We start from the raw sequence: 25366 nt of genomic DNA on the forward strand, positions 1-25366 counted from the left end.
GGACGCGTTTTTTGTTCTACTCTCTTGAGGAAGTACCGTGTCACAAGCTGCCCCCCTGGAATCCGCCGAGACTGGCATCGACCTGCATGCGATCGAGGCCAAGTGGCAGCGACTCTGGGCTGAGCAGCAGCCGTTTAATGCGGGTGGTGACGACGACACACGTCCACGCAAGTACGTGCTGGCGATGTTCCCCTACCCCTCGGGCGACCTGCACATGGGTCACGCGGAGAACTACCTGTACTCCGACATTGTGGCGCGCTACTGGCGCCACCGCGGATACAACGTTCTGAACCCGATCGGCTGGGACTCGTTTGGCCTGCCGGCGGAGAACGCGGCAATCAAGCGCGGCGCCGATCCGAAGGCGTGGACGTACGCGAACATTGAGCAGCAGAAGACGGGCTTCAAGCGTTATGGCGTGTCGTTCGACTGGACGCGCGAGCTGCACACGTCTGACCCGGAGTACTACCACTGGAACCAGTGGTTGTTTCAGGTGATGTTTGACCGTGGCCTGGCCTACCGCAAGGAGTCGGCCGTCAACTGGTGCCCGAACGACCAGACGGTGCTGGCCAACGAGCAAGTTGTCGACGGACTGTGCGAGCGATGCGGCACGCCGGTGGTAAAGAAGAAGCTGACGCAGTGGTACTTCAAGATCACCGACTACGCTGACCGCCTGCTGGACGACCTGAACCAGTTGGAGGGTCGCTGGCCCAGCAAGGTGCTGCAGATGCAGCGCAACTGGATCGGCCGCTCGCAGGGCGCCGACATTGACTTTGAAATCGAAGGCCGCGCAGACAAGGTCACGGTCTTCTCGACCCGCCCAGACACGCTGCACGGCGCGACGTTCTTTGTGGTCGCCCCCGACTCAGATTTGGCTGCAGAATTGGCTGCTGGGGCCGATGCCGATGTTCGTATGCGTTTTCAGGCATATCTCGAAGAGGTCGGTCGGCACAGCGAGATTGAGCGTCAGTCGACGGATCGCCCGAAGACCGGCGTCTTCTTGGGGCGCTACGCCATCAACCCGGTCAACGGTGAAAAAATGCCGATCTGGGCTGCCGACTACGTGCTGGCCGATTACGGTCACGGCGCGGTGATGGCCGTGCCCGCGCACGACCAGCGCGACCTGGGCTTTGCTCGCGCGTTTGATTTGCCCGTCAAGGTTGTTGTCGACACCACCGCACCGATCACCGGCGCGATTCAGGTCGTTGACCCTGATGACCTCGACGCCGTTGCTGCTTCGATTGCGGAGCTGAATCCGGCCAAGACGGGTGTTGCGCTGACCGGTGAGGGTCGCATGATCAACTCGGGTTCGCTGAACGGCCTGAGCAAGCGCACGGCTATCGAGCGCATCGTTGCCGAGCTGGAGGCGAACGGCGGCGGCCGCGCAACCACGACGTTCCGCCTGCGCGACTGGTTGATTTCGCGCCAGCGTTTCTGGGGAACTCCTATTCCCATGATTCACACCGAAGACGGTCGCCTGGAAAAGGTTCCGGCAGACCAGTTGCCGGTGCGTCTGCCGAGCGCTGCGGGCCTTGACCTCAAGCCCAAGGGCACGTCGCCGCTGGGCGGCGCTACCGAGTGGGTCAACACGATCGACCCGGTGACCGGGGAGCCTGCGCTGCGAGACCCCGACACCATGGACACGTTTGTCGACTCCTCGTGGTACTTCCTGCGGTTCCTGAACCCGAACGACGCCACGCAGGCGTTCGATCCGGCTGAGGCCGCCAAGTGGGCGCCGGTCGATCACTACATCGGTGGCGTCGAGCACGCGATTTTGCACCTGCTGTACGCACGCTTCATCACCAAGGTGCTGTTTGACCTGGGCTACGTCGACTTCACTGAGCCGTTCACCAGCCTGATTAACCAGGGCATGGTGATTCTGGACGGCACGAAGATGTCGAAGTCGAAGGGCAACCTGGTGTTGTTCAACGACGAGCTCGAAGCCAACGGTGCCGACGTGTTGCGCACCGCACTGGCGTTCGCCGGGCCGGTTGAAGACGATAAGGATTGGAAGGACGTCTCGACCACCGGCGCGTTCAAGTTCCTCTCCCGCGCTATGCGTATTGCGCGCGAAGTTTCATCGCCTGTGGATGTTGTCTTTGCCGACGGTGACACCGCGCTTCGCCGCGCCACGCACAAGGTGTGGGCAGAGGTTCCGGCGCTCGTTGAACAGACGAAGTTCAACGTTGTTGTCGCGCGCCTGATGGAGCTGGTGAACGTAACCCGCAAGACGATCGATTCGGGTGCGGGCGCTGCTGACCCGGCCGTGCGCGAAGCCGCAGAAGCGATTGCTCTGGTGCTGGATCTCATCGCGCCGCACACCGCAGAAGAAATGTGGCACGTGCTGGGTCACGAAGGGTTCGCGGGCCTTGCTGCTTGGCGCAATGCCGACCCGGCGCTGCTGATCGAAGACACCGCAACGTGCGTCGTTCAGGTCAACGGCAAGGTGCGTTCGCAGCTCGAAGTGCCGACGAAGATTTCGGCAGAAGAGCTCGAGGCGCTGGCTCGTGCCGACGAAAAGACCATCCGAGCAATCGGCGACGCCGAGATCATCAAGGTGATCGTCCGCGCCCCGAAGATCGTGAATTTCGCCGTCAAGGCATAGGTTCTTCGCCGAAGGCCCTGAGTTCGATTTGCTCGGGGCCTTCGGCGTGTGCCGTTTCTTCCTCCCCAGCCGCACGGATTGGTGGTTCCGGAACCAGGGGCTGGGGATAGCGCAACCGAGCGGTCGCGGGCGTCTAGCGTTGCGGCATGCCGGAGTTGGAGAAACCTCGCGCGCATCGGGCGCTTCGCATCGGAATCGGTGCCGCGCTCGTCGTGATTGTCGGCGTTTTCGCCATCGTGGTCGGCATGGGTGTGGTGCGGTCGGCGGGTGAGCAAGTGGTGTCGGTGCCGTTGGCCGGCGCGACCGCTGCTCCGCTGTACGTTGACGTGCAGGGCGCCGTGGTGACACCGGGCGTGTACGTCTTGGAGGCCGACGCGCGGGTGGTGGACGCAGTGACGGCTGCGGGCGGGTTTCGCGACGACGCAAACTCTTCAGGCATCAACCTCGCACGTCTCGTGATCGATGGGGAGCAACTCGTCGTGCCGACCCTGAGCGCCGAGGGTGGTGCAGGCGCGGCGGGCGAAACGATCGACGATGGGTTGATCAATATCAACGCTGCGACGGCTGCTGAGCTCGAAGAATTGCCGCGCATCGGGGAGGCGTTGGCCTCTCGCATTGTGGCGTGGCGCGAAGAGAACGGCCCGTTTCGGAGCGTTGATGACCTCGGCAACGTGTCTGGCATTGGCGAGAAGATGCTGGAGACGCTGCGCCCACTGGTGAAGGTGGGTTGAGGTGGCGCGCCGCCGGGTCGATCTGCGTTTGGTTCCGGTCGCGCTTGGTGCGTGGGCGGCAGGAATCGCCGCAATCATGGTTCCGCACTCCGCGTGGCTGATCGCCGCCGGTTGCGGCTGCTTGGCAGCACTGATGCTGGCGTTCGCCTTGCTCGGCAACCGAGCATCGATGTCGGTGCTGGTGATCGCGCTGGCCGCGGCCGGGGTCGTGGCGGGCCAGGTCGCCGTTGTTGCCCCGCACCGGGCGGCCGCGGCAGCCGTCGAATGGCTCGACGGGCAACTGGCGACTGTGACGTCCAAGGTGGAGCCGGCTACGGGCGGCGGCTGGCGGTTCGAAGCAACGGCCACGTTGGCCGACTCGCCCGCACCGATCGCGGTATTCATGCGTGACGAACGGCCGCCGGGGCTGGACATGGGAGCGGTTATTCGGCTTACGGGTAAGACGGCGGAACCATTTGCCGGGCAACGCGCGGTGACGCGTGTGATCTCCGCCGGTGCGCCCGAGGTGTTGGCGCCGCCCGGAGGCATATTGAGCGTTGCGGCGAATCTGCGCCACGATCTCTCGGCCATGGCCTCACGCTTTCCGGGGCGTGGCGCTGAGCTGATACCCGGTCTCGCGGTCGGTGACACCACGATTGTGAGCGAAGAACTCGACGCGCAAATGACGCAATCGTCGCTGTCGCATCTCACCGCGGTAAGCGGCGCGAATTGCGCCATCATTACCGGGGTGGCTTTCTGGCTGGCGGCGCTGTGCGGCGCGCGGCGCGGGGTTCGCGTGATGTTCGCTGTTGTGGTGTTGAGCGGATTCATCATTCTGGTGACGCCCGAGCCCAGCGTGATTCGGGCGGGCGCAATGGCGGCAGGCGCCATGTTGGCGTTGCTGCTCGGACGCGCCCGCGCTGGCGTGCCGATTCTCGCGCTTGCTGTCGCCGTGTTGCTGATTGCCGACCCATGGTTGGCAACATCCATCGGATTCGCTCTCTCCGTTGCCGCGACCGGAGCGCTTCTCCTGCTGGCTGGACCGCTCGCGAAAAAGCTGGAGGTCGTGATGCCTGCGCCACTCGCTCTCGCCGTCGCGGTTCCGCTGGCAGCTCAGCTGGCGTGCGCACCCATCATCATTCTCATCGACCCGCACATTTCCCTCATCGGCACGCTGGCCAACCTCATCGCCGCACCGGCTGCACCTATTGCGACCGTCATCGGCCTGATGGCATGCCTGCTGGCCATGGTTCCGTTCGTCGGTCTCGCACTCGCCGCAATCGCGTGGGTGCCAGCCACGTGGATTGCGACGGTGGCCGACGTTGCAACGCGGGTTCCGAGCGGGCGCATGGCATGGCCAGACGGCATCGGCGGTGCCATCCTGCTCGCAGTGGTGACGGCGGCGGCGATTGTCGCCCTGTTGTCGAACGAGACCCGGTGGCGTTTGTTGGCCGCAACAACGGTGGCTGCAACGATCGCGTCGGGGCTGGGCCTGGTGGCGGTCCGAACGATGATCGCGCCGCAGGCGGTGCCAGACGGGTGGGCAATCGCGGCATGCGATGTTGGGCAGGGTGATGCGATCGTCATTCGTGCTGGTGATCAGGTGGCGTTGATTGATACCGGCGTCGAGCCCGCGCCATTAGGTCAGTGTCTTGAACTTCTCCAGGTCTCTCACATCGATCTGCTTGTTCTCACGCACTTTGACCTCGATCACGTTGGTGGTACCGACGCCGTGGTGGGGCGGGTCGCCACCGTGCTGCATGGCCCCGTTCCGGACGCGATGGCGCAGAACCGGCTGGACGATCTTCGCGCCGGCGGAGCGCAGGCGATGTTGGCGCAGGCCGGAACCACCGGGCGGCTCGGTGAGGCACGTTGGGAGGTGTTGTGGCCGAGCGCCGGCGCTTCACCCGGCAATGATGCCAGCGTGGTGTGGGAGGTCAGCGGCGGCGGGGTTCCTCGTTCCCTGTTTCTCGGGGATCTCTCCGCCGAGGCGCAACAGGGTTTGCTTGCCACGGGTTCCGTTCGCGGCCCTTACGACGTGGTCAAAGTCGCGCACCACGGCAGTGCCGATCAAGAGCCCAGGCTGTATGAGGAGGCCGAGGCCGCCGTTGCGCTGATTGGTGTGGGGGAGAACGATTACGGTCACCCGCGTCAGGAGATTCTCGATATTCTCGCCGCTACCGGCGCCGCCGTCTTCCGCACCGACATCGACGCAACCATCACCGTCTCCGCTCTCGATGAGGGGCTCGGTATTTGGCGCCAACGCGAGCGCACACCTCGTCGCACCCCGCGCCGCCTGCCGCGCCGCATGTCTCGTCGTGCCCGCGCGCCAGCGAGCCTAGGAAGGTGGCGCCGGGAGGCCGCGAGGTGTGGCGCCGCGAGCCGTGAGTTCGTCATTGATGCGTTGCTGCCAGCCGCCCCGCGGGCCTCGCCAATGGCGCTCAGCACCGCCCGGTTCCGCCAGTGCATCGAAGAATCGACCGGTCGACGGTGGGAGGGTGATGTTCCACGCGATGCCGGACCATGCTCCGCCGTCGTTCATAAGAGCCTGCGTGGTGGCTGCCAGTCGCTCATCCTGCTCACGTTCGAGACGGCGATCCAGCTGCGCTCGACGCGCCCACAACCCGACGCTGTAGTCGTGCGCGAACGCTGCCCACGACGTACAATACTCGCGCAGTGCGGTGGCGAGAACGGTGTACGCGTCTGTCGTCTCATCCGCACTCAAGTACTCCGCGCGATGCCCCAACTCCACCAGGGCTGCGAACCGCGCGAGTTCTTCGACCGCGAGATTAGCCGTGAGAAGACCCCGCTCATTGCGCCGCGTTCGTGTGAGCAACCAGTGGAGCTCCTCGGCCTGAGTGGCGATCGGCCGATCGGCGCCTCGCTCCTTGCGGGTCTTGCGCCACCAATGCCAGCGCGCCTTCAGCGCGGCCCACCTGCGCATGCGGGCAAAGCGGGCAATTTGCGCCTCCACCTGGTCGGTGTCATGCAGCGCGAGGCGATCATGCAGCGCGTCCAACAGGTGCGCCCGCGAATACACCCGCCACGGTCGTCCCTCCAGCTTCGCGCGAGTAGCCGTGGCGTCTGCCGCACGTGTTGCCGCGATACCGTCGACAATCTCCGCGACAGCCTCACCCCAGGTGACCGGGAGGGTTTCATCGCTCTGGTTCGGCCGCATTCGCTTCATCCCGCTGAGTCTATGTGGGCGGTTACGCCGCGATGCGACGGAGGATGGGGTCAGCGATGGCGCGGACGGGAGTGCACAGCGTCTGCCCGAGCGAGCGAAACGCGTCGTCTCGGTTGGAGAAATGCCCGTAGTCGGCACGCACAAATCGGGAAAGGTCAAAGGGGCTGTCGGCGCTGTGGCCATCCCAATCAATCGCGCACCGACCGACCGCCTCAAACAGCGTCTCGGCGCCGTGATTGGTGAACGTGGTTCCGCCGCGGCACCCGATCGGGCCGAACAGCTCTGATGCCGAACGCCAGCCATCAACGCCAAACTCCGGCCACACCAGAAGCACGCGGTCTGGCATCGCGAATGCGAGACGGGGAAACCGTGGATACCAGAATGATCGGTCGATCAACAGCGCCCGCACCCGGGTGGCAACGCCGATGGAACGGGAGACGCTCTCCAGAATTGCCAGCCGTTGGCTGCAGGAACCATAGCCGCGGGAGAGCGTGCGCGAAGCGGGCGTGTTCTCCTCCATCGCGTAGACGGCGCGCACCTCATCGCGGATGATGGCGTGGGCGGACTCAAGCACGGCGAGCGCCTCGGGGGAGTGCGCTGCGTTTCGGGCGCGCTCGGTCAGGCGCTCGATGGGCGCGGAACCGTGATCCAGAATGCGCGTCGGTGCCGTCGACCCCGGCTTCGTGTCGGTGGCGTCGTTCGCAGCATTCGTGCGGCGATACCACGGCGTGAGGAGGGTGTTGAGGCTCACGCGCTGGCCGCCTCTTCGAAAGCAGCTGGGGTTGTGGTTCCTCGTCGCTTGCGAACCTCCCGCAGCACAATTCGCTCAGGGCAGACCGTGGAGAGAAAATCGCCCACCGACAGGGCCAACCGCTCGCCGACCAACGAGTAGAGGATGCGGTTGGCATCACGTCGCTCCGTCACGAGTCCTGCCTGACGAAGCACCGCGAGGTGGCGCGAGATTGTGGGCCCGGTGGCGTTGAACTTAGACGCGATTTCACCAGCAGCCAGCTCGCCATTCTTGAGATCTTGCAGAATCTGACGGCGCGTTGGGTGCGCCAGCGCCGCGAAAATTTCGGTTGCCGAATCGGTCATGCTTTGCAATATAGCACTATTGCTAAGTAGGCAACAGGGACCTCATCGCCGATATCGCCGCACCGTGTCCGTGACCAACGGTAGTCTCGGTGTATGACTCCTGCACCGCGTCGGCCCGCAGCAAAAGCCCCCGCGTCGGCCATTCCGCAGGTGTCGTGGCGTCGGCCACAGCCCGCACCTATTGTGCTGGTGTCTGGCCCAGAAGAAGTGTGCGCCGAACGCGCCATTGCGGGCATTCGAGCATATTTGCGCGCCGAAGATCCCTCTCTTGAGGTTTCCGACGTGCGCGCCGACGACTATGAGGCCGGCACTCTCCTTGCCCTCACATCGCCCTCGTTGTTCGGAGAGCCGCGGCTCGTGCGTGTTGCTGGCGTCGAGAAATGCAGTGACGCCTTTTTGGCTGAGGCGCTTGCGTATCTTGAGAATCCGCAAGATGGCGCGACGGTCATTCTTCGGCATACCGGCGCGAGCGTGCGCGGCAAGAAGCTCCTTGACGCCATTCGCGCGGGGGCCGGGCGAGGCATCGAGATTGCCTGCCCCGCGATCACGAAAGACGACGAGCGTGTTGACTTCGCGCGCGGCGAGTTTGCGGCCGCTGAAAAGAAGATCACTCCCAATGCGCTGCGCGTGCTCGTCGCCGCGTTTGCGTCAGATGTCACTGAGCTTGCCGCCGCCTGTCAGCAGCTGATCGCCGATGTGCCGGGGGAAATCACCGAAGAGATCGTCGAAAAGTATTACGGCGGGCGCGTCGAGGTGACGGCGTTCGCGGTCGCCGATTTCGCGATCGCCGGCAACCTGTCGCAGGCCCTCGCGACCCTGCGTCATGCGCTGTCCTCCGGAGTCGACCCGGTGCCGATGGTTGCCGCCATCGCGATGAAGATGCGTGGCATCGCGCGTGTTGCGGGTTCCGATCAGAGCGATCAGGCGCTGGCTGCGCGATGGAACATGAAGGACTGGCAGGTGCGCCGGGCGCGTGGCGAAGCGCGTGGGTGGAGCAACCTGTCGCTGGGCCTCGCCATTCAGGCGGCCGCCCGCGCCGATGCCGAAGTGAAGGGCGCCTCTCGTGATCCGATCTTCGCGCTCGAACGCCTCGTGACGGTGATTGCCACACGGGCGCCGTACGGGTGGGATCCGCACACCCGCCGCACAGCCCTATAGCGTCACTGCCCTCTCCGGCCCGATCGCGCAGCGGGGGACCGAGTTGTGTGCTGTGGTGCCGGAGCTTGTGTGTCGTGGTTGCGGTGTCTGTGTGTCGTGGTCCCGGGGTTTGTCGTGTGTCGGAACTGTGGCGCTGTGTGCCGCGACCCGCCGCGTAATTTTCACATTGGTCACATGGCTTCCGACGCACGGTGACGCTCGCGGCGCCCTCGTGCGCTGCGCGACGACCTTTGCGGCGTCGGGTTGTGGGTACGTGCGGGCGGGCCGCCGGATTGCGGCTTTCGGTTGTGGCGGCGTGTGGCGCACCGAAACCTGTCGGGCGGAGCGGCAGCCCGACGGTAGACCTTCGTATTTTCGTTGGCTGGCGTCGGGAGCGCTGTGGCTGGTGGGGCGGAATTGCGGCGTGTCGCGTGTCGCACGGTGACTCTTCCGACGTCGCGCAAAGCAGCGGGGTGGCACCGGCGCGGCTGACGCTGAGAGGGGACCGGGGCGGAACCGGTGTTGCTCGCTCAAAAGGGGCGGGGCGTTTCGTCTCGCGTTGCTCGCTCAAGGGCAGGCGTTTCGCCGTGCTCGATCAGCGCCAGCGCGGGAATGCAGAACGCCCGCCCCCGAGGGGAGCGGGCGTTCTGAGAAAAGCTGGGCTTAGAGTGCCGAAACCTTCTTGGCGATAGCCGACTTGCGGTTAGCGCCCTGGTTCGAGTGGATGACACCCTTGCTGACGGCCTTGTCGAGCTTCTTCGAAGCGAGCTTCAGTGCCGACTCAGCAGCTGCCTTGTCACCCGAGGCGATTGCCTCGTTGGTGCGGCGCACAGCGGTGCGGAGCTCCGACTTCACGGCCTTGTTACGCTCGCGAGCCTTCTCGTTGGTCTTGTTGCGCTTGATCTGCGACTTGATGTTTGCCACGTGTGGTCAGACTTTCGTTCCAGTTGGACGGTTTGAAGTGCCAAGTGGCAAGGAGAGGGCTGCCGCTCGGCGGACGTGAGGGAAGACCCACACGCAAGCCAAGAGCCAACTCTATCAGCAATCCGTCCGGCGCGCGATTCGACGCCGTCGTGTCAGAAAACCCGCAGGAAACGAAACTTCAGGAGGCAAATGATCCTGACGCGGCGCGTTGGTGTTGCAAGGTCACGATGGCGAGGCGCATGGCGGCGTTGAACGCGGCAGGGCGCATGGCGGAGACGAGGTGCGATGTGCGCGGAACCACGATGAGCTCCGAGCCGGGCACCAACTTTGTGAAGAGCTTTTCAGAGACCCGCAACTGGTCGTATTGCCCATTGACGAACCAGGTCGGAACCGTGATGCGACCAAGAGCGGCGCGCAGGTCGAGTGCGGCAAGGCTGCGCAGGGCGGTATCTTGCGCGGCGAGTGCATAACCGCCAGCACCAAAGTCGTCTCGCGTTTCTGCTGGCAGGGTGGCGGCCAGCATGCGTTTGGTGAGCCACATGCCTTTGTCTGGCAGGTTGTTGAAGGTTCCCGCCAGGGCGCGGTAGGTTGCGAGAGCCGCACCACGCGGAAACGCGGTGCAGGAGGCCGCGAGAAAGCCAGCGACGGGTGGGGCGGGATCATTGCCGACATACGCCGTACACACCAGTCCGCCCATCGAATGCCCGACGAGCAAGACGGGTGCTCGCGTCGCGGCATCTTTTACGGCACGGTCGATGGTGCCCAACGCTTCGCTCAACGTAAACGGCTCAGCCATACGCGTTCCGTGCCCCGGAAGATCGACGGCCGTAACGCCGACTCCCAGCTCCCGCAGATACGCGACCTGCGCCCGCCACATCGTCGCCGAGGTGCGGATGCCGTGCACCAGCACGACTTCGATGCCTGGTTCTGTCACCCCACTCATGCGACCACAATAAATGCACGATTGCCCGCACGGCGAAAACTTTTCACCGTGCGGGCAATCGTGTTATGCCGTTGTTAGCGCAGCACCAGCACCCAGGTGGTGGCTTGTGATCCGGTCACCCCAGACCCTGCCGGCGTGAACACAGCCGTGATGCACTGAACGCCGCGTGGTAGGTGCTTGGTGATCGTGAAGTTCGCCGTGCCATCGGCTGCGACAGCTTGCGATCCGAGCGGGCGCCTGCCGTCGTAGAACGACACCGTTCCGCTCGTGGAACCACCGGGGACCGACACCTGCACCTTCAGCTTCGCGGGAAGGTACTTGTTCACGACGACAGTGTTGCTCTCCACCGTCACACTCGACGCGATGGGCCCGGCGGGCGTCACCGTGAGCGTCGTCGGGGCCGATGCAGACGGCAGTGCCGTGGCGGAACCACCGAATCGCGCGATCACGGTGTGCTCGCCGACAGTCAGCGTGGTCGGCAGGGTGACACTCGCTACGCCATCAACCGTCGGCGCACTCGCCACCACCACGTCGTCGACCACGAACTCCACGGTTCCGGCGACGTCACCGACGCTGGAAACCGTTGTCGTTGCGGTGACAGCGGAACCAGCGGGTGCCGTCGCGGTGCTCAGCGACAGCGTGGTGGTCGAGGCGACCTGGCCAGCATTGAGGCCAACGATCACCGGGTCATGGTCGCTCGAACGGTAGGGCGTTGCCTCGTGGTAGAGCGCACCGACCGAGTTGTACCGGCTGTACTCCAATGCCAGCGCCTCACCCGCGTTGATGTCCCACACCGCAGCGCCGGTCGAGCGCTCCAGCGCCGACGGGCTCAACAGCACGTGATCGAGCGAGCCCGACAGTCCCTGGAACACATAGGTCGAGTCGGTGACGCCGTAGTAGTGCTCGGCATTGACGAATCCGGCCGCGTACAGCACCTGCAGCGGGTCTTCCTGGCCATAGGAGTTGAAGTCGCCCACCAGCAGAACATCGGTTGAACCGCTGCCGGTCGGGTCGGTCGCGATCCAGTCGCGCAGGGCCGTTGCCTGGCGCACACGAGACTCGACAGACGCGCCCTGGCCGTCGCCGGTGTCAGCATCGCCCGGCCATGGACCCGCCGAACCCTTCGACTTGAAGTGGTTCACCACAACGGTGAAGGCCGTTCCGCCGGCGGCGGGAACGAAGGTCTGCGCAATCGGTTCACGCGCGTTGCCGAAGGCTTCGCCGTCGCCGCTCTGATCGGCCAGCGCAGAGGCCGCACCCACAGGGGTGACCTTTGCCGGCTGGTAGATGATCGCGTTGGTGATGACATCCTGCTCCGACAACGGCGGCAGGTTTGTCGCCGACGCCACAGCCGCCCACTTCGGGGTGGCGAGACCGGCGTTGAGCGCAGCAACCAGGCTCAGCAGCGCCTCGTCTGTTGCCTCGCCCAACACGGCAGAGTTTTCAATCTCCATGAGGCCGACCACAGAGGCGTCCAGGCCGTTGATGGCCGCGACAATCTTCTCCTGCTGGCGCTGAAGATCAGCGCTATCCCACGCGCCGCGCTGGTCGCAACCGCCGCGTACCGTGACGCCGTCACCGGTGCGGTCAGCGTAGGACGTGCACGACGCCGACTCGGTGCCCAGAGTCGTGAAGTAGTTGAGCACGTTGAACGAGCCGACAGTGACGTCGCCACCCACCGAGGCCGGAGCCGCCGTGCGCGTGTTCGCAAAGTCCACGCCATCCGGCATTCCGCCCGAAAGCGGCGTGGTGGGGTTGAGCTTGAACGCATCGTTGCGGAAGTCGACAATGTGCGCGTGGGTCAGCGTTGCCGCCGCACCAACCGCGATGGGTTCGGTGAGGGAGACATACGCCGGAACCAGGGAGGTGTTGGCGCTGTTGAGGTAGTTGGTCGACGCGCCATCATCGAGAATGACCGCACGTGCGGCATTATCTGCGGCAACGGCGGCGGCCTCTGCCGACCCAGGAACGGCAACATCGGTGGGTTGGCGCAGCGGAGCCGTGCCCCACGCCAGCCCAACGTCACCGTATTGGTGAGTCGTGTAGGTGTTGCTGACCGTGAACGACTCGGCCGGCAGGTACAGCATCGACTCCAGCGTCTCCCGCTCAGCGTTCGTTGCCGGCCATGCCGCCGTGATCGGCAGCGGTGCGCTCGCCGCAGGAAGCTGCGTCACGTTGGCCGCGGTCGCCGTGATCTCCGTGAGCCCGTAGAACTCCGACACCACGCCGGCAACCTCAACGCTGTCACCGATCGAGACCGATGAGACCGCGTCGGGGGAGTAGACGAAGACGGCATCCGACGCCAGGTGCGAGCCCAGATCACTCAGCCCACCGGTTCCGGCGGTCTGAATGGTGAACCCGTTGAAGCCGCCCGTCGCGTAGACGGCCGTCACCACGCCCTGGGTGCGCACCGACGTGCCCGCATACGGGGAGGCATCGGTCGTGCCCTGAATCTCGGCGATTGTGAGCGTCTGCTCCTCGCCCGGGTCAACCGGTCCCGTGCCGCCCTGCGGCGTCGGGGTGGGTGTCTGCGTCGCAAAGTCGGCCGCATTGTTGACGGTGTTGAGAGCGTCGCCGTTGCGCGAAATGCTGAGAGCGTTCGAGGTCGCGGGAGCCGGTGCCCCGGCGAAATCCGTTGCCGCGCCCCAGCCGACGTAATCGATCACACTGTCGGACTGTGCCATACCGGCGGAACCAGAAAGCGCGGTGGCAGAGGAAACCAGGGCGACCTTGCCGCCGGTTCCGCTCATCGCAATGGTTCCGCTCACATCCGGCTCAAACCCGGGAAGTGACGTATTTGAGCCCGTTGCCTGCCCCACGAGTAGCGTCTTGCCGGCCTCCAGCGTTACACCCGTCAGCGGGGTGATTTGCCATGTGCCACCACCGGTTGAGGCGTACTGCACGCTCCACGAGCTCAGGTCGACAGCAGCGTCAGACACATTGACGAGTTCGATGAAGTCGCGGTTGAAGGCGGCGCCGCTATTGCCGCCGCCTCCGTAGATCTCGTTGATGACCACGGGTGCCGAAGTCGACACTGCGGCCGACGCGGGAAGCGCGGCGAGCCCCACCGATGACAGTAAGAGGCCCGCTATGGCCGCTGGAGCGATCACGCGCCGGGCGCGCGTTGGAGAGGGGGATGACATAGTGCCTCCAAATGGGGGATCGGGAAGGAACAAACACTTGAGCGTGTTCCGCCTTACCCCTGCGAATCAAGAGAAACAACGTGAGGGTTCTCTCACGTTCGCGTGTCGCCCGACATCGTTTACGCCCCGTTCGCGCGCCGTTGGGCAGATTGGCGCCCCCTGTTTGCGGTGGCGCTCGCGGCAGTTTCATGAGAGAGAGCTGGCGTTTCATGAGAGCGTCCCAACCCATCGATCGGCGCTGCTCGCTGCGCGCGATGACTCGACCCGCCGGTGCGTCATCGCCGAGGCGGCAGAAACCCTCGCGGGCAGATAGACTCATTCGGATATGTCACCCCGAGCCCTGAAGCCTCTCGAGCCCGCCGCGACGCCGCCCGAGCAGATTCGCAACTTCTGCATCATCGCGCACATCGACCACGGCAAGTCGACCCTTGCCGACCGCATGCTGTCGATTACCGGCATCGTGTCTGATCGAGAGATGCGCGCCCAGTACCTGGACCGAATGGATATTGAGCGCGAGCGCGGTATCACCATCAAGAGCCAGGCCGTTCGCATGCCATGGTCTGATGGTGCTGGCCAGACCTACGCGCTGAACATGATCGACACCCCCGGTCACGTCGACTTCACCTACGAGGTGTCGCGCTCGCTCGCCGCATGCGAGGGCGCGGTTTTGCTCGTTGACGCCGCGCAGGGCATTGAGGCACAGACCCTCGCCAACCTCTACTTGGCGCTCGAAAACGATCTCACGATCATTCCGGTACTCAACAAGATTGACCTGCCGGCGGCAGACCCAGACAAGTACGCGGCTGAAATCGCGAACCTCATCGGCGGAAAGCCCGAAGACGTGCTGCGCGTCAGTGGCAAGACCGGCATGGGTGTTGAAGAGCTGCTCGATCGTATTGTCGAGCGCATTCCCGCGCCGCAGGGCGATGCCGATGCGCCCGCTCGCGCCATGATTTTCGACTCTGTCTACGACTCCTACCGTGGCGTTGTCACCTACGTGCGCATGATCGACGGTCGTCTGGAACCACGTGAGCGCATTCAGATGATGTCGACACGTGCAACGCACGACGCGCTCGAAATCGGTGTTTCTAGCCCCGAGCCCACGCCCACCAAGGGCTTGTCTGTCGGCGAGGTCGGCTACCTGATCACCGGCGTGAAAGACGTTCGTCTTTCTAAGGTCGGTGACACGGTCACCAACCAGCGCCGCCCCGCAACGAAGGCACTCGCCGGTTACGTTGACCCGAAGCCCATGGTGTTCTCGGGCGTCTACCCGATCGATGGTTCCGACTATCCCGAACTGCGCGAGGCGCTTGACAAGCTCAAGCTCTCCGATGCATCGCTGCAGTACGAACCCGAGACCTCGGTGGCGCTGGGCTTTGGCTTCCGCTGCGGATTCCTCGGCCTGCTGCACCTGGAAATCGTTACCGAACGCCTGTCGCGTGAGTTCGGCCTTGACCTCATCACGACCGCGCCGAGCGTGACGTATGAGGTCACCACCGACAACAACCAGCACGTCACGGTCACCAACCCCAGCGAGTACCCCGACGGTCGTGTGGCTACGGTGTCTGAGCCGATTGTCAAGGTCGGAATCTTGCTGCCTAAGGACTACGTCGGAACCGTGATGGAACTGTGCCAGTCGCGTCGCGGCACGCTCCTCGGCATGGAGTACCTCTCCGAGGATCGCGTTGAGCTGCGTTACACGATGCCGCTCGGTGAAATCGTGTTCGACTTCTTCGATCACCTGAAGAGCCGCACCCAGGGCTACGCCTCGCTGGACTATGAACCGGCTGGCCAGCAGGAGGCTGACCTCGTTAAGGTCGACATTCTGTTGCAGGGCGAGAAGGTCGATGCCTTTAGCTCGATCGTTCACCGCGACAAGGCATACGCCTACGGAACGCTGATGACCGAGCGCTTGCGCAAGCTCATTCCTCGGCAACAATTCGAGGTTCCGATTCAGGCCGCCATCGGCGCGCGCATCATTGCCCGCGAAACCATTCGCGCCATCCGCAAGGACGTTCTTGCCAAGTGCTACGGCGGTGACATCAGCCGTAAGCGCAAGCTGCTGGAGAAGCAGAAGGAAGGCAAGAAGCGCATGAAGATGGTCGGCCGTGTCGAGGTTCCGCAAGAAGCCTTCATTGCCGCCCTCTCTGGCGACGTCGAGACCAAAGACAAGTAGACAGACTCAGGGCACACCCTGATATCTGTTCACACCAACCCCGGCATTGTCGACACTGTGAGCAATTCTGCGGTATCGACCAGGAACGACAGTTAGGCTGGCTTTATGCGGCGCGGGACGTTTAGAGACGAGACTGTCAATTACGCCGCCGTCGGTGCAACGCAGGCCCCGGATCTCATGCAGTATCCGCCCGAGCGAAGCATCCCGGCGGAGGAGTCTTGGCGAATCGGTAGCGGTGCTGAGCGGTTTGCGACCGCCAGCGACGCCCTGCTGTCGTGGACCACACACAAGGCCTCGGGTCTCACCCTGAGCGATGTTCGCCCGGCGTCAGAGCCGAGCTACCTTGGCGTCAGCTTTGACGACGAGGGCAACCCGATTCGTCCGTCCAAGACGGAGCCGGAGCAACGCTTTGACGCTGATGGCACGCCGTTCGTGAGCGCCGGAACCACGGTGCGAGTGCGCGGTCGGGTCGGCGGCCAGCGGGCCGATGCCGAGTTGCGAGTGATCTTCGTGATTGAAGAGCCACGCCGCGTCGGATTCGCGCTCGGAACCATGGGCGACTCGGTGGTCAGCGGCGAGGAGAGCTTCATGCTCGAGTGGCTGCAAAACGACGAGGTGTGGTTCACCGTGCGTGCCTTTGACGCACCAGAATCCCTGCTCTACAAGGTGTTGCCGGTGCTGTCGCGTCGCCGCCGCAAAGAGCTGTTCAGTGGCTACTTGCGCGCCATTTCGCCGCTGTTTGCCACCCCTACCTCGTAATGGGCGGGCCACTTCCTTCCGGCGACGCTGTTCCGGCCTCTGGCGCCCTGCCTGAAGGCACGACCGCGCACGGCGACGTTGACTTTGGCGTTTACCTGCACGTTCCGTTCTGTCGCGTGCGGTGTGGGTACTGCGATTTCAATACGTATACCGCCACGGAGCTGCGCGGCGCTCGGCAAGACACGTATGCCGACACCCTGCTGCAGGAGATCGCGCTCTCACATCGGGTGCTGAGCGATATCGGCGCGCTTCGAGCCGCGCAGACCGTGTTCTTCGGTGGCGGAACGCCGACGCTGCTCCCAGCGGGCGATTTGGCTCGCATGCTGGGTGGCGTTCGAGACACCTTTGGCCTCGCGCCGGGTGCCGAGGTTACCGTCGAGGCGAATCCCGACACCGTGACGCCCGCGGTGATGGCCGAGCTTGCGACCGCCGGCGTTACCCGCGTCTCGATCGGGATGCAGTCCAGCGTGCCGCACGTGCTGGCGGCGCTTGATCGCACCCACAATCCCGAGAATGTGGCGACCGCGGTCGCCGCTGCGCGCGAGGCGGGTCTGGATGTCAGCGTCGATCTCATCTATGGCGCACCGGGGGAGTCGCTCACCGATTGGGAGGCTTCGGTTCGCACCGCGATCGAGCTGCAGCCGGATCACATTTCTGCCTATGCGCTGATTATTGAAGACGGCACGAAGCTTGCACGCCAAATTCGTGCCGGGGTTGTCGCTGCGCCCGATGATGACCTGCAAGCCGATATGTATGAGTTCGTCGACGAGGCCCTCGGTGAGGCTGGCTTTGACTGGTACGAGGTGAGCAACTTTTCGCGCGGCGAGAAGCACCGCTCGCGGCACAACCTGGCGTACTGGCGCGGCACCGATTGGTGGGGGTACGGGCCGGGCGCTCATTCGCACGTTGACGGCACCCGATGGTGGAACGTCAAACACCCGGCCGCCTACGCGCAGCGTCTGGCGGCAGGCGAAAGCCCCGCCTTCGCGCGGGAGACAATCGATGGTTCCGCAGCCGTGCTGGAGCGTGTGCTGTTGCAATCGCGCATCCGCGAGGGGCTGGCAATCGATCAGATTCCGCCGTCGCGTCGCACCGCGGTTGCCGGATTGATTGCCGATGAACTCGTGGAACCAGGTGCGGCGCTGCAGGGGCGCATTGTCTTGACGCGCCGCGGTCGTCTGCTGGCAGACGCCGTCGTGCGCGCACTCACGGAGGACTGACATGACAACCGATAACCCGGGTGCACACCTCAGCGCCGAGGTCGTAGACGGAACCTTTGACCTCGCCCGCACGGGGCGGGTCGCAGAGCTCACCGAAATGATCGGCGCCGGTGTTCCGATCGATACCCGCAATGCGCGAAGTGACACCATGCTGATCGTGGCGGCCTACGCCCAACAGGCGGAGGCAGTGGCAATGCTCATTGCGCTGGGCGCCGATCTCAACATTGAAAACCGCATGGGACAGACGGCTATTTCGTGCGCCGTTTTTCGCAACGACGAGACGGTACTGCAGTTGTTACTGAACGCCGGTGCCGATCCCGAGCTGGGTTTTCATTCAGCCCTTGCCATCGCCGACCAGTTTCAGCTGACCCAGATGACCGCGCTGCTGTTGAAGCACGCGGCACGCTGAGGCGTTCGCCGTTCTCCCATCAGCACGCGTTAGAATTGGCACTCGAACGTATTGAGTGCCAACGAGAGGAGAGGTCGTGGTATCCGAGCGAGGACTCCAGGTTCTCCGCGCAATTGTGCAGGACTACGTCGACACCCGCGAACCCGTTGGTTCAAAGTCGATCGTTGACCGCCATGCTTTTGGAGTGTCGGCGGCGACCATTCGCAACGATATGGCGTTGCTCGAAGACGAAGATCTCATCGTGGCGCCACACACCTCGAGCGGGCGGGTTCCCACCGACAAGGGTTACCGTGTCTTTGTTGATCATTTGGCCGAACTGCGGCCGCTGAGCTCTGCCCAGCGCACCGCGATTTCGTCCTTTCTGGACGACCCAGCCGACCTTGATGACCTGCTCTCGCGCACGGTACGGTGCCTGACGCAGTTGACCGGTCAAGTGGCGCTCGTGCAATATCCGTCATTTGCCCGCGCCACCGTCACCCACATTGAGCTGGTGCTGCTCGCGCCCATGCGGGTGCTCGTCATCGTGGTGACCGACACCGGCCGCGTCTCGCAGCGCATTGTGAACCTGCCGCAGGAGATCACCGAGCACGACGCGCTCGCACTCAAGGGCAGGCTCAATGATCTCGTCACAGGCTACGAGGTTCGCAAGGCTTCGGCTCGTCTCGAAGATCGGCGCGCAGAAGCGGCAGAAACCGACACCGCGATCGCGGTGCTCAGCGACGCGGTGGCTGAAGAGCTCGACGAGTTTCGTCAAGACAAACTCGTGATGGCGGGCGCGGCAACCCTGGCGCGGCGTGAACTCGACTTTCGCGGCAGCATTCACCCGCTGCTCGAGGCGATCGAAGAGCAGGCCACCCTCGTGCGACTGATGGAAGAAATGGTCGCCGATCGTGAGGGCCTGGCCGCATCGATCGGCGCAGAAAACGCCGCCTTCGGACTCTCCGAGGCTTCGCTCGTCACGAGCGACTACGACGCACCCGGCTCCCGGGCGCGTGTCGGACTGATGGGCCCGACACGCATGGACTATCCCAGCAACCTCGCCGCCGTGCGCGCTGTCGCACGGTACCTGACCCGGTTGCTGGATGAAGATGAAGCACGTCGCTGACGTGATGAGGGGCGCCTGCCCCGAGAAAGGCTGAAGTGGCAGACCACTACGAAGTTTTGGGTGTTTCGCGTGAAGCGACGACCGAAGAAATCAAGAAGGCGTACCGCAAACTCGCCCGCCAACTCCACCCCGACGTCAACCCCGGTGAAGAGGCGGAGGAGCAGTTCAAGCTCGTCACGCACGCCTACGACGTGCTGAGCGACCCGAAGCAGCGTGAACGCTACGACAACGGTGGCGACTCGGCGTTTGGCGGCGGCGGCTTTGGCGGCTTCGGCGACATTTTCGAGACGTTCTTTGGTGGCGGCCAAGCTCGCGGCCCTCGTCCCCGCTCGCGGCGTGAGCGCGGACAAGACGCTCTGGTCAAGGTCACCGTCGAACTCTCCGACGTCATCTTCGGCGTTCACCGCGATATTGAGGTCGACACGGCTGTGCTGTGTGAGACCTGCGAGGGCTCCTGCTGCCAGCCAGGTACCTCACCCGTCACGTGTGAGATCTGTGGCGGTACCGGCCACGTGCAGCAGCAGGTGCGAAGCCTGCTCGGCACAATGCTGACCAACGCGCCGTGCAACGTGTGCCGCGGTTATGGCACCACCATCCCGTCCCCGTGCGTCACGTGCGCGGGCCAGGGCCGTGTGCGCTCGCGTCGCACCGTCTCGCTCGACATCCCCGCCGGCGTTGATGACGGCCTGCGTCTGCAGCTTCCGGGCTCCGGCGAGGTTGGCCCCGCTGGCGGACCCAACGGAGACCTGTACCTTGAAATCAAGGTCGCCCCGAATGCCGCATTCTCCCGCGAGGGCGATGACCTGGTCGCGCTGCTCGAAGTGGCGATGCCAGACGCGATTCTCGGAACCACCACAACGATCGACGCGCTGGATGGCTCCGTTGATCTCGAAATTCGTCCCGGGGTGCAGTCCGGTGACGAGCTGACCATCAAGGGTCGCGGTATTACGCCGCTGCGTGGTTCCAACCGCGGCGACCTGCGCGTCGGCATTCACGTGGTCACCCCCACCAAGCTCGACACCAAGCAGCGTGCCCTCATCGAGCAGCTACAAAGCTCGATGAAGTCGCCGGGCCCCGCCCTCGCTCAGCACCAGCAGGGGTTGTTTGCCAAGCTACGCGATCGATTTCGTACCCACTAATGGCACTGCATTTCATCGTTGACACCCCCGAACAACTGGCGGGGGAGTCGGTCACCCTCACCGGGCCCGAGGCACATCACGCTGCCGCCGTGCGGCGCGTGCGTGTCGGTGAAGCGGTTACGCTCGGCGACGGCGTCGGAACCTGGGTGAGCGGAACCGTGACATCGGTTGCGCCAAAACTGGTTGAGATTTCGCTCGACGAGCGGCGCCACATCGCCGATGAGAATCCGCGCATCGTCTTGGTGCAGGCTCTGGCCAAGGGCGATCGAGATGAGCGCGCCGTCGAGGCGGCGACGGAGCTGGGTGTCAGTGCGATCGTGCCATGGCAGGCATCGCGGAGTGTTTCGCGGTGGGACGCGGGCAAGGTCGCAAAGGGCGTCGCCAGGTGGCAGAGCATTGCCCGCGAGGCATCGAAGCAGGCGCACCGCGCGTGGGTGCCCGTGGTGAGCGATCCCGTCACGACAGCGCAACTCACCGCTCGTGCCGGCGAGGTCAGCATTGTGGTGTTGGAGCCTTCCGCCTCCGACGCTCTCACGACGCTCAGCCTTCCCAAGGATCGCGACGTTTGGCTCGTGGTCGGCCCCGAGGGCGGCATCACGCCGGAGGAGCTTGCCACACTCGCTAACGCCGGAGCGACGCTGTCGCGCATGGGAACCACCGTGTTGCGTACGTCGACGGCAGGGCCTGCTGCCCTCGCTGCACTGAGTGTGGTTCTCGGCCGCTGGTGAGCACGCCCCGATAGACTGCCGGTATGAGCAGTGAGCCTTCGATCTTTACCCGCATTTTGCAGCGCGAGATCCCGGCGACGATTGTTGCCGAGACCGACAATGTCTTTGCGATCAAAGACATTGCGCCGCAAGCGCCCGTGCACCTGCTCGTCATTCCCAAGACGCAGCACTACCGCGATGTCACCGAACTTGCCGCTGCCGACCCTGCCCTGATGCAGGAGATGGTGGCCGTAGCGCAGCAGCTCGCCAATGAGCACGCCGACGGTCACTTCCGGCTGATTTTTAATACGGGCTCGAACGCCGGTCAAACCGTCTTTCACGTCCACGCCCACGTTCTCGCGGGCGAACTAACCGAAAAGAGTATGGGTGCCTGACTCCCAAACAGTAACCAAGCAGATCTTCGCAGACGGCGTCGCGATGGTTCAGCTCCTCGGCCCGCAGGACCGCCTGTTGCGCATGGTCGAAAAGCAACACCCCGGCGTGCAGATCACGGTGCGTGGCAACGAAATTACCCTCACCGGAGAGCCGGCGGCTGTCGACGCCGCCAAGAGTCTGGTCGAAGAGCTTCTCACCATGACCCGCTCCGGCCACAACCTGGTTCCGGAGGAGGTTGCCACCTCAGCGCGCCTGCAGCAGGAGGGTCTTCGTCCCTCCGAAGTGCTCAGCGAGCCGATTCTTTCGTCACGTGGCAAGGTCATTCGGCCCAAAACCCTGGGCCAGCGCGACTACGTTGACGCGATCGATGAGAACACGATCGTGTTTGGCATCGGCCCGGCCGGTACCGGCAAGACGTACCTGGCGATGGCAAAAGCGGTGCAGGCGCTGCAGCGCAAAGAGGTCAACCGCATCATCCTGACACGGCCCGCCGTGGAGGCAGGGGAGCGGTTGGGATTCTTGCCAGGCACGCTCACCGACAAGATCGATCCGTATCTGCGCCCGTTGTACGACGCGCTGAACGAAATGATCGACCCCGATGTGCTGCCCAAGCTCATGGCCACCGGAACCATTGAGGTCGCACCCCTCGCGTACATGCGCGGCCGCACCCTCAACGACTCGTTCGTCGTGCTCGATGAGGCGCAAAACACGACGCCAGAACAGATGAAGATGTTCCTCACGCGACTGGGCTTTGGAACCAAGATGGTCGTCACCGGTGACATCACCCAGGTCGATTTGCCACAGGGAACGAGTGGTTTGCGCCTGGTCTCCAACGTGTTGAAGAACATCGACGATATTCACTTTGCGCGGCTCACGAGCGCCGATGTGGTGCGTCATTCGCTGGTCGGACGCATCGTTGACGCGTACAGCGAGTATGACGAGAAGCGCACCGCGGCCCGGCATGAGCGTGAGCAGGCTTCTGAACTTGCGAACCGTACCGAGCGCCGCGCCGGACTTCGCCCCCAAGACCGACAGCCCCGACGAGGACGATCATGATCGAGATCAACAACGAATCCGCCATCAGCATCGACGAAACCGTGCTGTTGCGTCTCACCGAGAGCAACCTCGCGGCGCTCTACGTCAGCCCCGATGCCGAGGTCGCAATCGTGCTTGTCGACGAGGGCGCGATGGAAGCACTGCACGTGCAGTGGATGGACGAGCCCGGCCCCACCGACGTGCTGTCTTTTCCGATGGATGAGCTGCGCCCCGGAACCATGGACAAGCCGACAGAGCCCGGATTGCTTGGCGACATTGTGCTGTGCCCGCAGGTGGCCGAGGCACAGGCCAAGACGGCAGGGCACACCATGATGGATGAGCTCATCCTGCTCACCACGCACGGATTGCTGCACCTGCTGGGATACGACCACGCCGAGCCAGAAGAAGAACGCGAAATGTTTGGCCTCCAGCGCGAACTGATCGCTCACTTCCATGAGGGTGAGAAAAACGCGCGATGACAATCTTCTTGCTTATCGCCGCGATCTTGCTCGTGGCGTTTGGCGGATTGATGGCGGCAATCGATGCCGCGCTCGGGGTAACGAGTCGGCAAGATTTTGCGGAATGGTCACAGCATGGCCGCAACGCGAAGTCGTTGCGGCTCATTGGTGAGGACGTTCCGTCTCACGCGAACGCCGTCGTCTTCATGCGTATCTTGGCTGAAACCACGGCCGCGGTCATGGTCACCGCACTGTTCGTGATTCTGCTCGACAACATTGGTTGGTCGATTCTGGCGGCCGCGATCATCATGACGGGCGTCTCGTTTGTGCTAGTCGGTGCCAGCCCGCGCTCGGTGGGTAGGCAACACGCCACCGGATTGTTGCGGGCAACGGCCCCCATCATCCGGGCCTGTCGAATCGCGATCGGCCCGCTGGCGCATGGTCTGGCAGCGCTGGGTGATCGGGTTACCCCCGGCGTCACCCGTGGCACCTCGTTCACCTCGGAAGAGCAGCTGCTCAGCATGGTCGATGAGGCGGCGAGCCATGACCTGATTGAAGAGGATGACCGCGAGCTGATCCACTCGGTCTTCGACTTCACCGACCGCTTCGTGCGAGCCGTCATGGTTCCGCGTACCGAGATGGTCACCATCGAGAACGATGCGACCACGGAAGAAGCCGTGCGCCTGTTCTTGACGTCTGGCGTTTCGCGCATGCCGATCACCGAAGATGACGACGTTGTCGGCATGCTCTATCTAAAAGACGTGATCGCGTCGACGTTCGCGGATGAAACGGGCTGGCGCTCTCGGCTCGCCACCGACATTGCGCGTGAGCCGGTCTTTGTGCCTGAGGCGATGAAGGCCGAGACGCTACTGCAGCAGATGAAGCGTGACGCGATCCACGTGTGCCTCGTGGTCGACGAGTACGGCGGGGTATCGGGGCTGGTGACCCTGGAAGACCTCATCGAAGAGCTGGTTGGCGATATCTCTGACGAGTACGACGCTCGCGCCTCGGAGATCATCGACCTTGGCGATGGCCGCTATCGGGTGTCGGCGCGGCTCCCGCTGGATGAGGTCGGAGACCTGTTCGGCATCGAATTGGATGACGAAGACGTCGACTCCATCGGCGGCTTGTTGGCCAAGGAGCTCGGCCGCGTGCCCGAGCCCGGCGCCGTCGCCGAGTCAGACGGCATCATTATGACCGGCGGTGAATCGCGTGGTCGCCGGAAGGGGCTCGCGAACATCATCGTGGAACGCAACGCCGCGCTGACGGCAACTGAAGAGGCGTTCGTCGCCGAAAACCCGGAACCAGGAGACGAAAATGCGTAGCGGATTCGTAACGTTCGTTGGCCGACCCAATGTGGGCAAGTCAACCCTGACCAACGCCCTCGTTGGCCAGAAGGTCGCCATTACGAGCGACAAGCCACAGACTACCCGACGAGCCATTCGCGGCATCGTCAATCGGCCCGCAGGCCAACTCGTGATTGTGGACACGCCGGGTATTCACCGCCCGCGTACTCTTCTCGGCCAGCGATTGAACGATCTGGTTGAGCAGGTGCTTGGCGACGTTGACGTCATCGCGTTCTGCGTGCCTGCAGACCAAAAGGTTGGCCCCGGCGACACGCGCATCGCGGCATCGCTTGACGGCTACCGTCGCGCAAAAAAGGTCGCCATTGTCACCAAGACCGACACCGCCTCGCGCGATGAGATCATGGAGCGACTGATCGAGGTCGACGCGCTGCGTGAAGACTGGGCGGCCGTGATTCCGCTTTCTGCCATCACCAACGACCAGCTTGACGTGCTCTCTGATGAGCTTCTTGCGCTCATGCCCGAGGGCGATGCGCTGTACCCCGAAGGCGTGGTGACCGACGAGTCGCTGGAAGACCGGGTGGCGGAGATTATTCGCGAGGCGGCGCTTGACGGCGTGCGCGACGAATTGCCGCACTCCATCGCGGTGACAGTCTCCGAGATTTCGGAGCGCGAAGACAGCGACCTCACCGACGTCTTCGCCGACATCGTGGTGGAGCGCGACAGCCAGAAAGCCATCATCATTGGCCGCAAGGGTTCGCGTCTGCGTGACGTCGGAGCTCGCGCTCGCGCCGAGTTGGAACCATTGATCGGCACCCGGGTATTTCTGAGCCTGCACGTTCGTGTCGCGAAGGAATGGCAGCGCGACCCGAAGCAATTGGGTCGCCTCGGTTTCTAAGGTCGCCACAGGATTGTGG

At 63.9% G+C, this 25366-nt stretch carries 21 protein-coding genes and 1 pseudogene; 16 read left to right on the forward strand and 6 right to left on the reverse strand.

Features of this window, described 5'->3' with window-relative positions; all coding sequences use genetic code 11:
• The first annotated feature begins 37 nt into the window (after positions 1–37).
• The 3 genes and pseudogenes from leuS to FVP60_RS13345 form a co-directional block, all read left to right on the forward strand.
• Positions 38–2602: a leucine--tRNA ligase gene (gene leuS / locus FVP60_RS08990; RefSeq protein WP_147825919.1), complete on the forward strand. Its 2565-nt coding sequence runs from the start codon at positions 38–40 to the stop codon at positions 2600–2602.
• A 146-nt stretch (positions 2603–2748) separates the two neighbouring features.
• The gene (locus FVP60_RS08995; protein ID WP_147825920.1) at positions 2749–3333 is read left to right on the forward strand and encodes a ComEA family DNA-binding protein; all 585 of its coding nucleotides are present in this window, start codon (positions 2749–2751) and stop codon (positions 3331–3333) included.
• 568 nt (positions 3334–3901) lie between these two features.
• Positions 3902–5371 (forward strand): annotated as a pseudogene (locus tag FVP60_RS13345) (ComEC/Rec2 family competence protein); the annotation flags it as partial.
• A 279-nt stretch (positions 5372–5650) separates the two neighbouring features.
• On the opposite strand, the gene FVP60_RS13350 reads toward FVP60_RS13345, so the two are convergent.
• Genes FVP60_RS13350 through FVP60_RS09015 form a run of 3 tightly spaced genes read right to left on the reverse strand, consistent with a single transcriptional unit; the run spans position 5651 to position 7594 of the window.
• Entirely contained in the window at positions 5651–6499 is an 849-nt protein-coding gene (locus FVP60_RS13350) for a DUF1266 domain-containing protein (RefSeq protein WP_147826026.1), read from the reverse strand.
• Positions 6500–6521: 22 nt separating this feature from the next.
• Positions 6522–7250: a transglutaminase domain-containing protein gene (locus tag FVP60_RS13355; RefSeq protein ID WP_147825921.1), complete on the reverse strand. Its 729-nt coding sequence runs from the start codon at positions 7248–7250 to the stop codon at positions 6522–6524.
• Positions 7247–7594, reverse strand: coding sequence for a metalloregulator ArsR/SmtB family transcription factor (locus FVP60_RS09015; RefSeq protein WP_147825922.1), 348 nt, complete (start codon positions 7592–7594; stop codon positions 7247–7249). Before FVP60_RS09015 ends, FVP60_RS13355 begins: the two co-directional genes overlap by 4 nt.
• 93 nt (positions 7595–7687) lie before the next feature.
• Here FVP60_RS09015 and holA point away from each other — a divergent pair, with 93 nt between their 5' ends.
• The gene (gene holA / locus FVP60_RS09020) at positions 7688–8752 is read left to right on the forward strand and encodes a DNA polymerase III subunit delta (RefSeq protein ID WP_147825923.1); all 1065 of its coding nucleotides are present in this window, start codon (positions 7688–7690) and stop codon (positions 8750–8752) included.
• A gap of 642 nt (positions 8753–9394) precedes the next feature.
• Here holA and rpsT read toward each other — a convergent pair.
• From rpsT to FVP60_RS09035, 3 genes are all read right to left on the reverse strand, one after another.
• Positions 9395–9655: a 30S ribosomal protein S20 gene (rpsT, locus tag FVP60_RS09025; RefSeq protein WP_147825924.1), complete on the reverse strand. Its 261-nt coding sequence runs from the start codon at positions 9653–9655 to the stop codon at positions 9395–9397.
• 178 nt (positions 9656–9833) lie between these two features.
• A complete protein-coding gene (locus FVP60_RS09030; RefSeq protein ID WP_147825925.1) occupies positions 9834–10598 on the reverse strand; it encodes an alpha/beta fold hydrolase in 765 nt (254 codons plus the stop codon).
• A 74-nt stretch (positions 10599–10672) separates the two neighbouring features.
• A complete protein-coding gene (locus FVP60_RS09035; RefSeq protein WP_147825926.1) occupies positions 10673–13741 on the reverse strand; it encodes an ExeM/NucH family extracellular endonuclease in 3069 nt (1022 codons plus the stop codon).
• A gap of 325 nt (positions 13742–14066) precedes the next feature.
• Between FVP60_RS09035 and lepA the strand changes: the two genes are divergently transcribed.
• The 12 genes from lepA to era all read left to right on the forward strand — a co-directional run bounded on the left by lepA (position 14067) and on the right by era (position 25347).
• A complete protein-coding gene (gene lepA / locus FVP60_RS09040) occupies positions 14067–15917 on the forward strand; it encodes a translation elongation factor 4 (RefSeq protein WP_147825927.1) in 1851 nt (616 codons plus the stop codon).
• 105 nt (positions 15918–16022) lie between these two features.
• Entirely contained in the window at positions 16023–16676 is a 654-nt protein-coding gene (locus tag FVP60_RS09045; RefSeq protein ID WP_147825928.1) for a DUF1990 domain-containing protein, read from the forward strand.
• Positions 16676–17896, forward strand: coding sequence for a radical SAM family heme chaperone HemW (hemW, locus tag FVP60_RS09050; protein WP_147825929.1), 1221 nt, complete (start codon positions 16676–16678; stop codon positions 17894–17896). The genes FVP60_RS09045 and hemW overlap by 1 nt, the downstream gene beginning before the upstream one ends.
• A 1-nt stretch (position 17897) precedes the next feature.
• Positions 17898–18305 (forward strand): ankyrin repeat domain-containing protein, encoded by a 408-nt coding sequence (locus FVP60_RS09055; RefSeq protein WP_147825930.1) that lies wholly within the window; start codon positions 17898–17900, stop codon positions 18303–18305.
• Between the two features lie 76 nt (positions 18306–18381).
• Complete coding sequence (hrcA, locus tag FVP60_RS09060) at positions 18382–19410, forward strand: heat-inducible transcriptional repressor HrcA (protein WP_147825931.1); 1029 nt, start codon at positions 18382–18384, stop codon at positions 19408–19410.
• A gap of 35 nt (positions 19411–19445) precedes the next feature.
• Positions 19446–20549: a molecular chaperone DnaJ gene (dnaJ, locus tag FVP60_RS09065; RefSeq protein ID WP_147825932.1), complete on the forward strand. Its 1104-nt coding sequence runs from the start codon at positions 19446–19448 to the stop codon at positions 20547–20549.
• On the forward strand, positions 20549–21277 hold the full coding sequence (locus tag FVP60_RS09070; RefSeq protein WP_147825933.1) for a 16S rRNA (uracil(1498)-N(3))-methyltransferase: 729 nt from the start codon (positions 20549–20551) through the stop codon (positions 21275–21277). Before dnaJ ends, FVP60_RS09070 begins: the two co-directional genes overlap by 1 nt.
• Positions 21278–21300: 23 nt before the next feature.
• Positions 21301–21651, forward strand: a complete 351-nt coding sequence (locus FVP60_RS09075) for a histidine triad nucleotide-binding protein (protein ID WP_147825934.1) — start codon at positions 21301–21303, stop codon at positions 21649–21651.
• A 43-nt stretch (positions 21652–21694) separates the two neighbouring features.
• Complete coding sequence (locus FVP60_RS09080; RefSeq protein WP_147826027.1) at positions 21695–22708, forward strand: PhoH family protein; 1014 nt, start codon at positions 21695–21697, stop codon at positions 22706–22708.
• On the forward strand, positions 22702–23166 hold the full coding sequence (gene ybeY / locus FVP60_RS09085) for an rRNA maturation RNase YbeY (RefSeq protein WP_147825935.1): 465 nt from the start codon (positions 22702–22704) through the stop codon (positions 23164–23166). The genes FVP60_RS09080 and ybeY overlap by 7 nt, the downstream gene beginning before the upstream one ends.
• Positions 23163–24470 (forward strand): hemolysin family protein, encoded by a 1308-nt coding sequence (locus FVP60_RS09090; protein WP_147825936.1) that lies wholly within the window; start codon positions 23163–23165, stop codon positions 24468–24470. The genes ybeY and FVP60_RS09090 overlap by 4 nt, the downstream gene beginning before the upstream one ends.
• Positions 24463–25347: a GTPase Era gene (gene era, locus FVP60_RS09095; RefSeq protein WP_147825937.1), complete on the forward strand. Its 885-nt coding sequence runs from the start codon at positions 24463–24465 to the stop codon at positions 25345–25347. Before FVP60_RS09090 ends, era begins: the two co-directional genes overlap by 8 nt.
• Positions 25348–25366: the final 19 nt, after the last annotated feature.

This window comes from Microbacterium mitrae, assembly GCF_008017445.1.
Lineage (GTDB): Bacteria > Actinomycetota > Actinomycetes > Actinomycetales > Microbacteriaceae > Microbacterium > Microbacterium mitrae.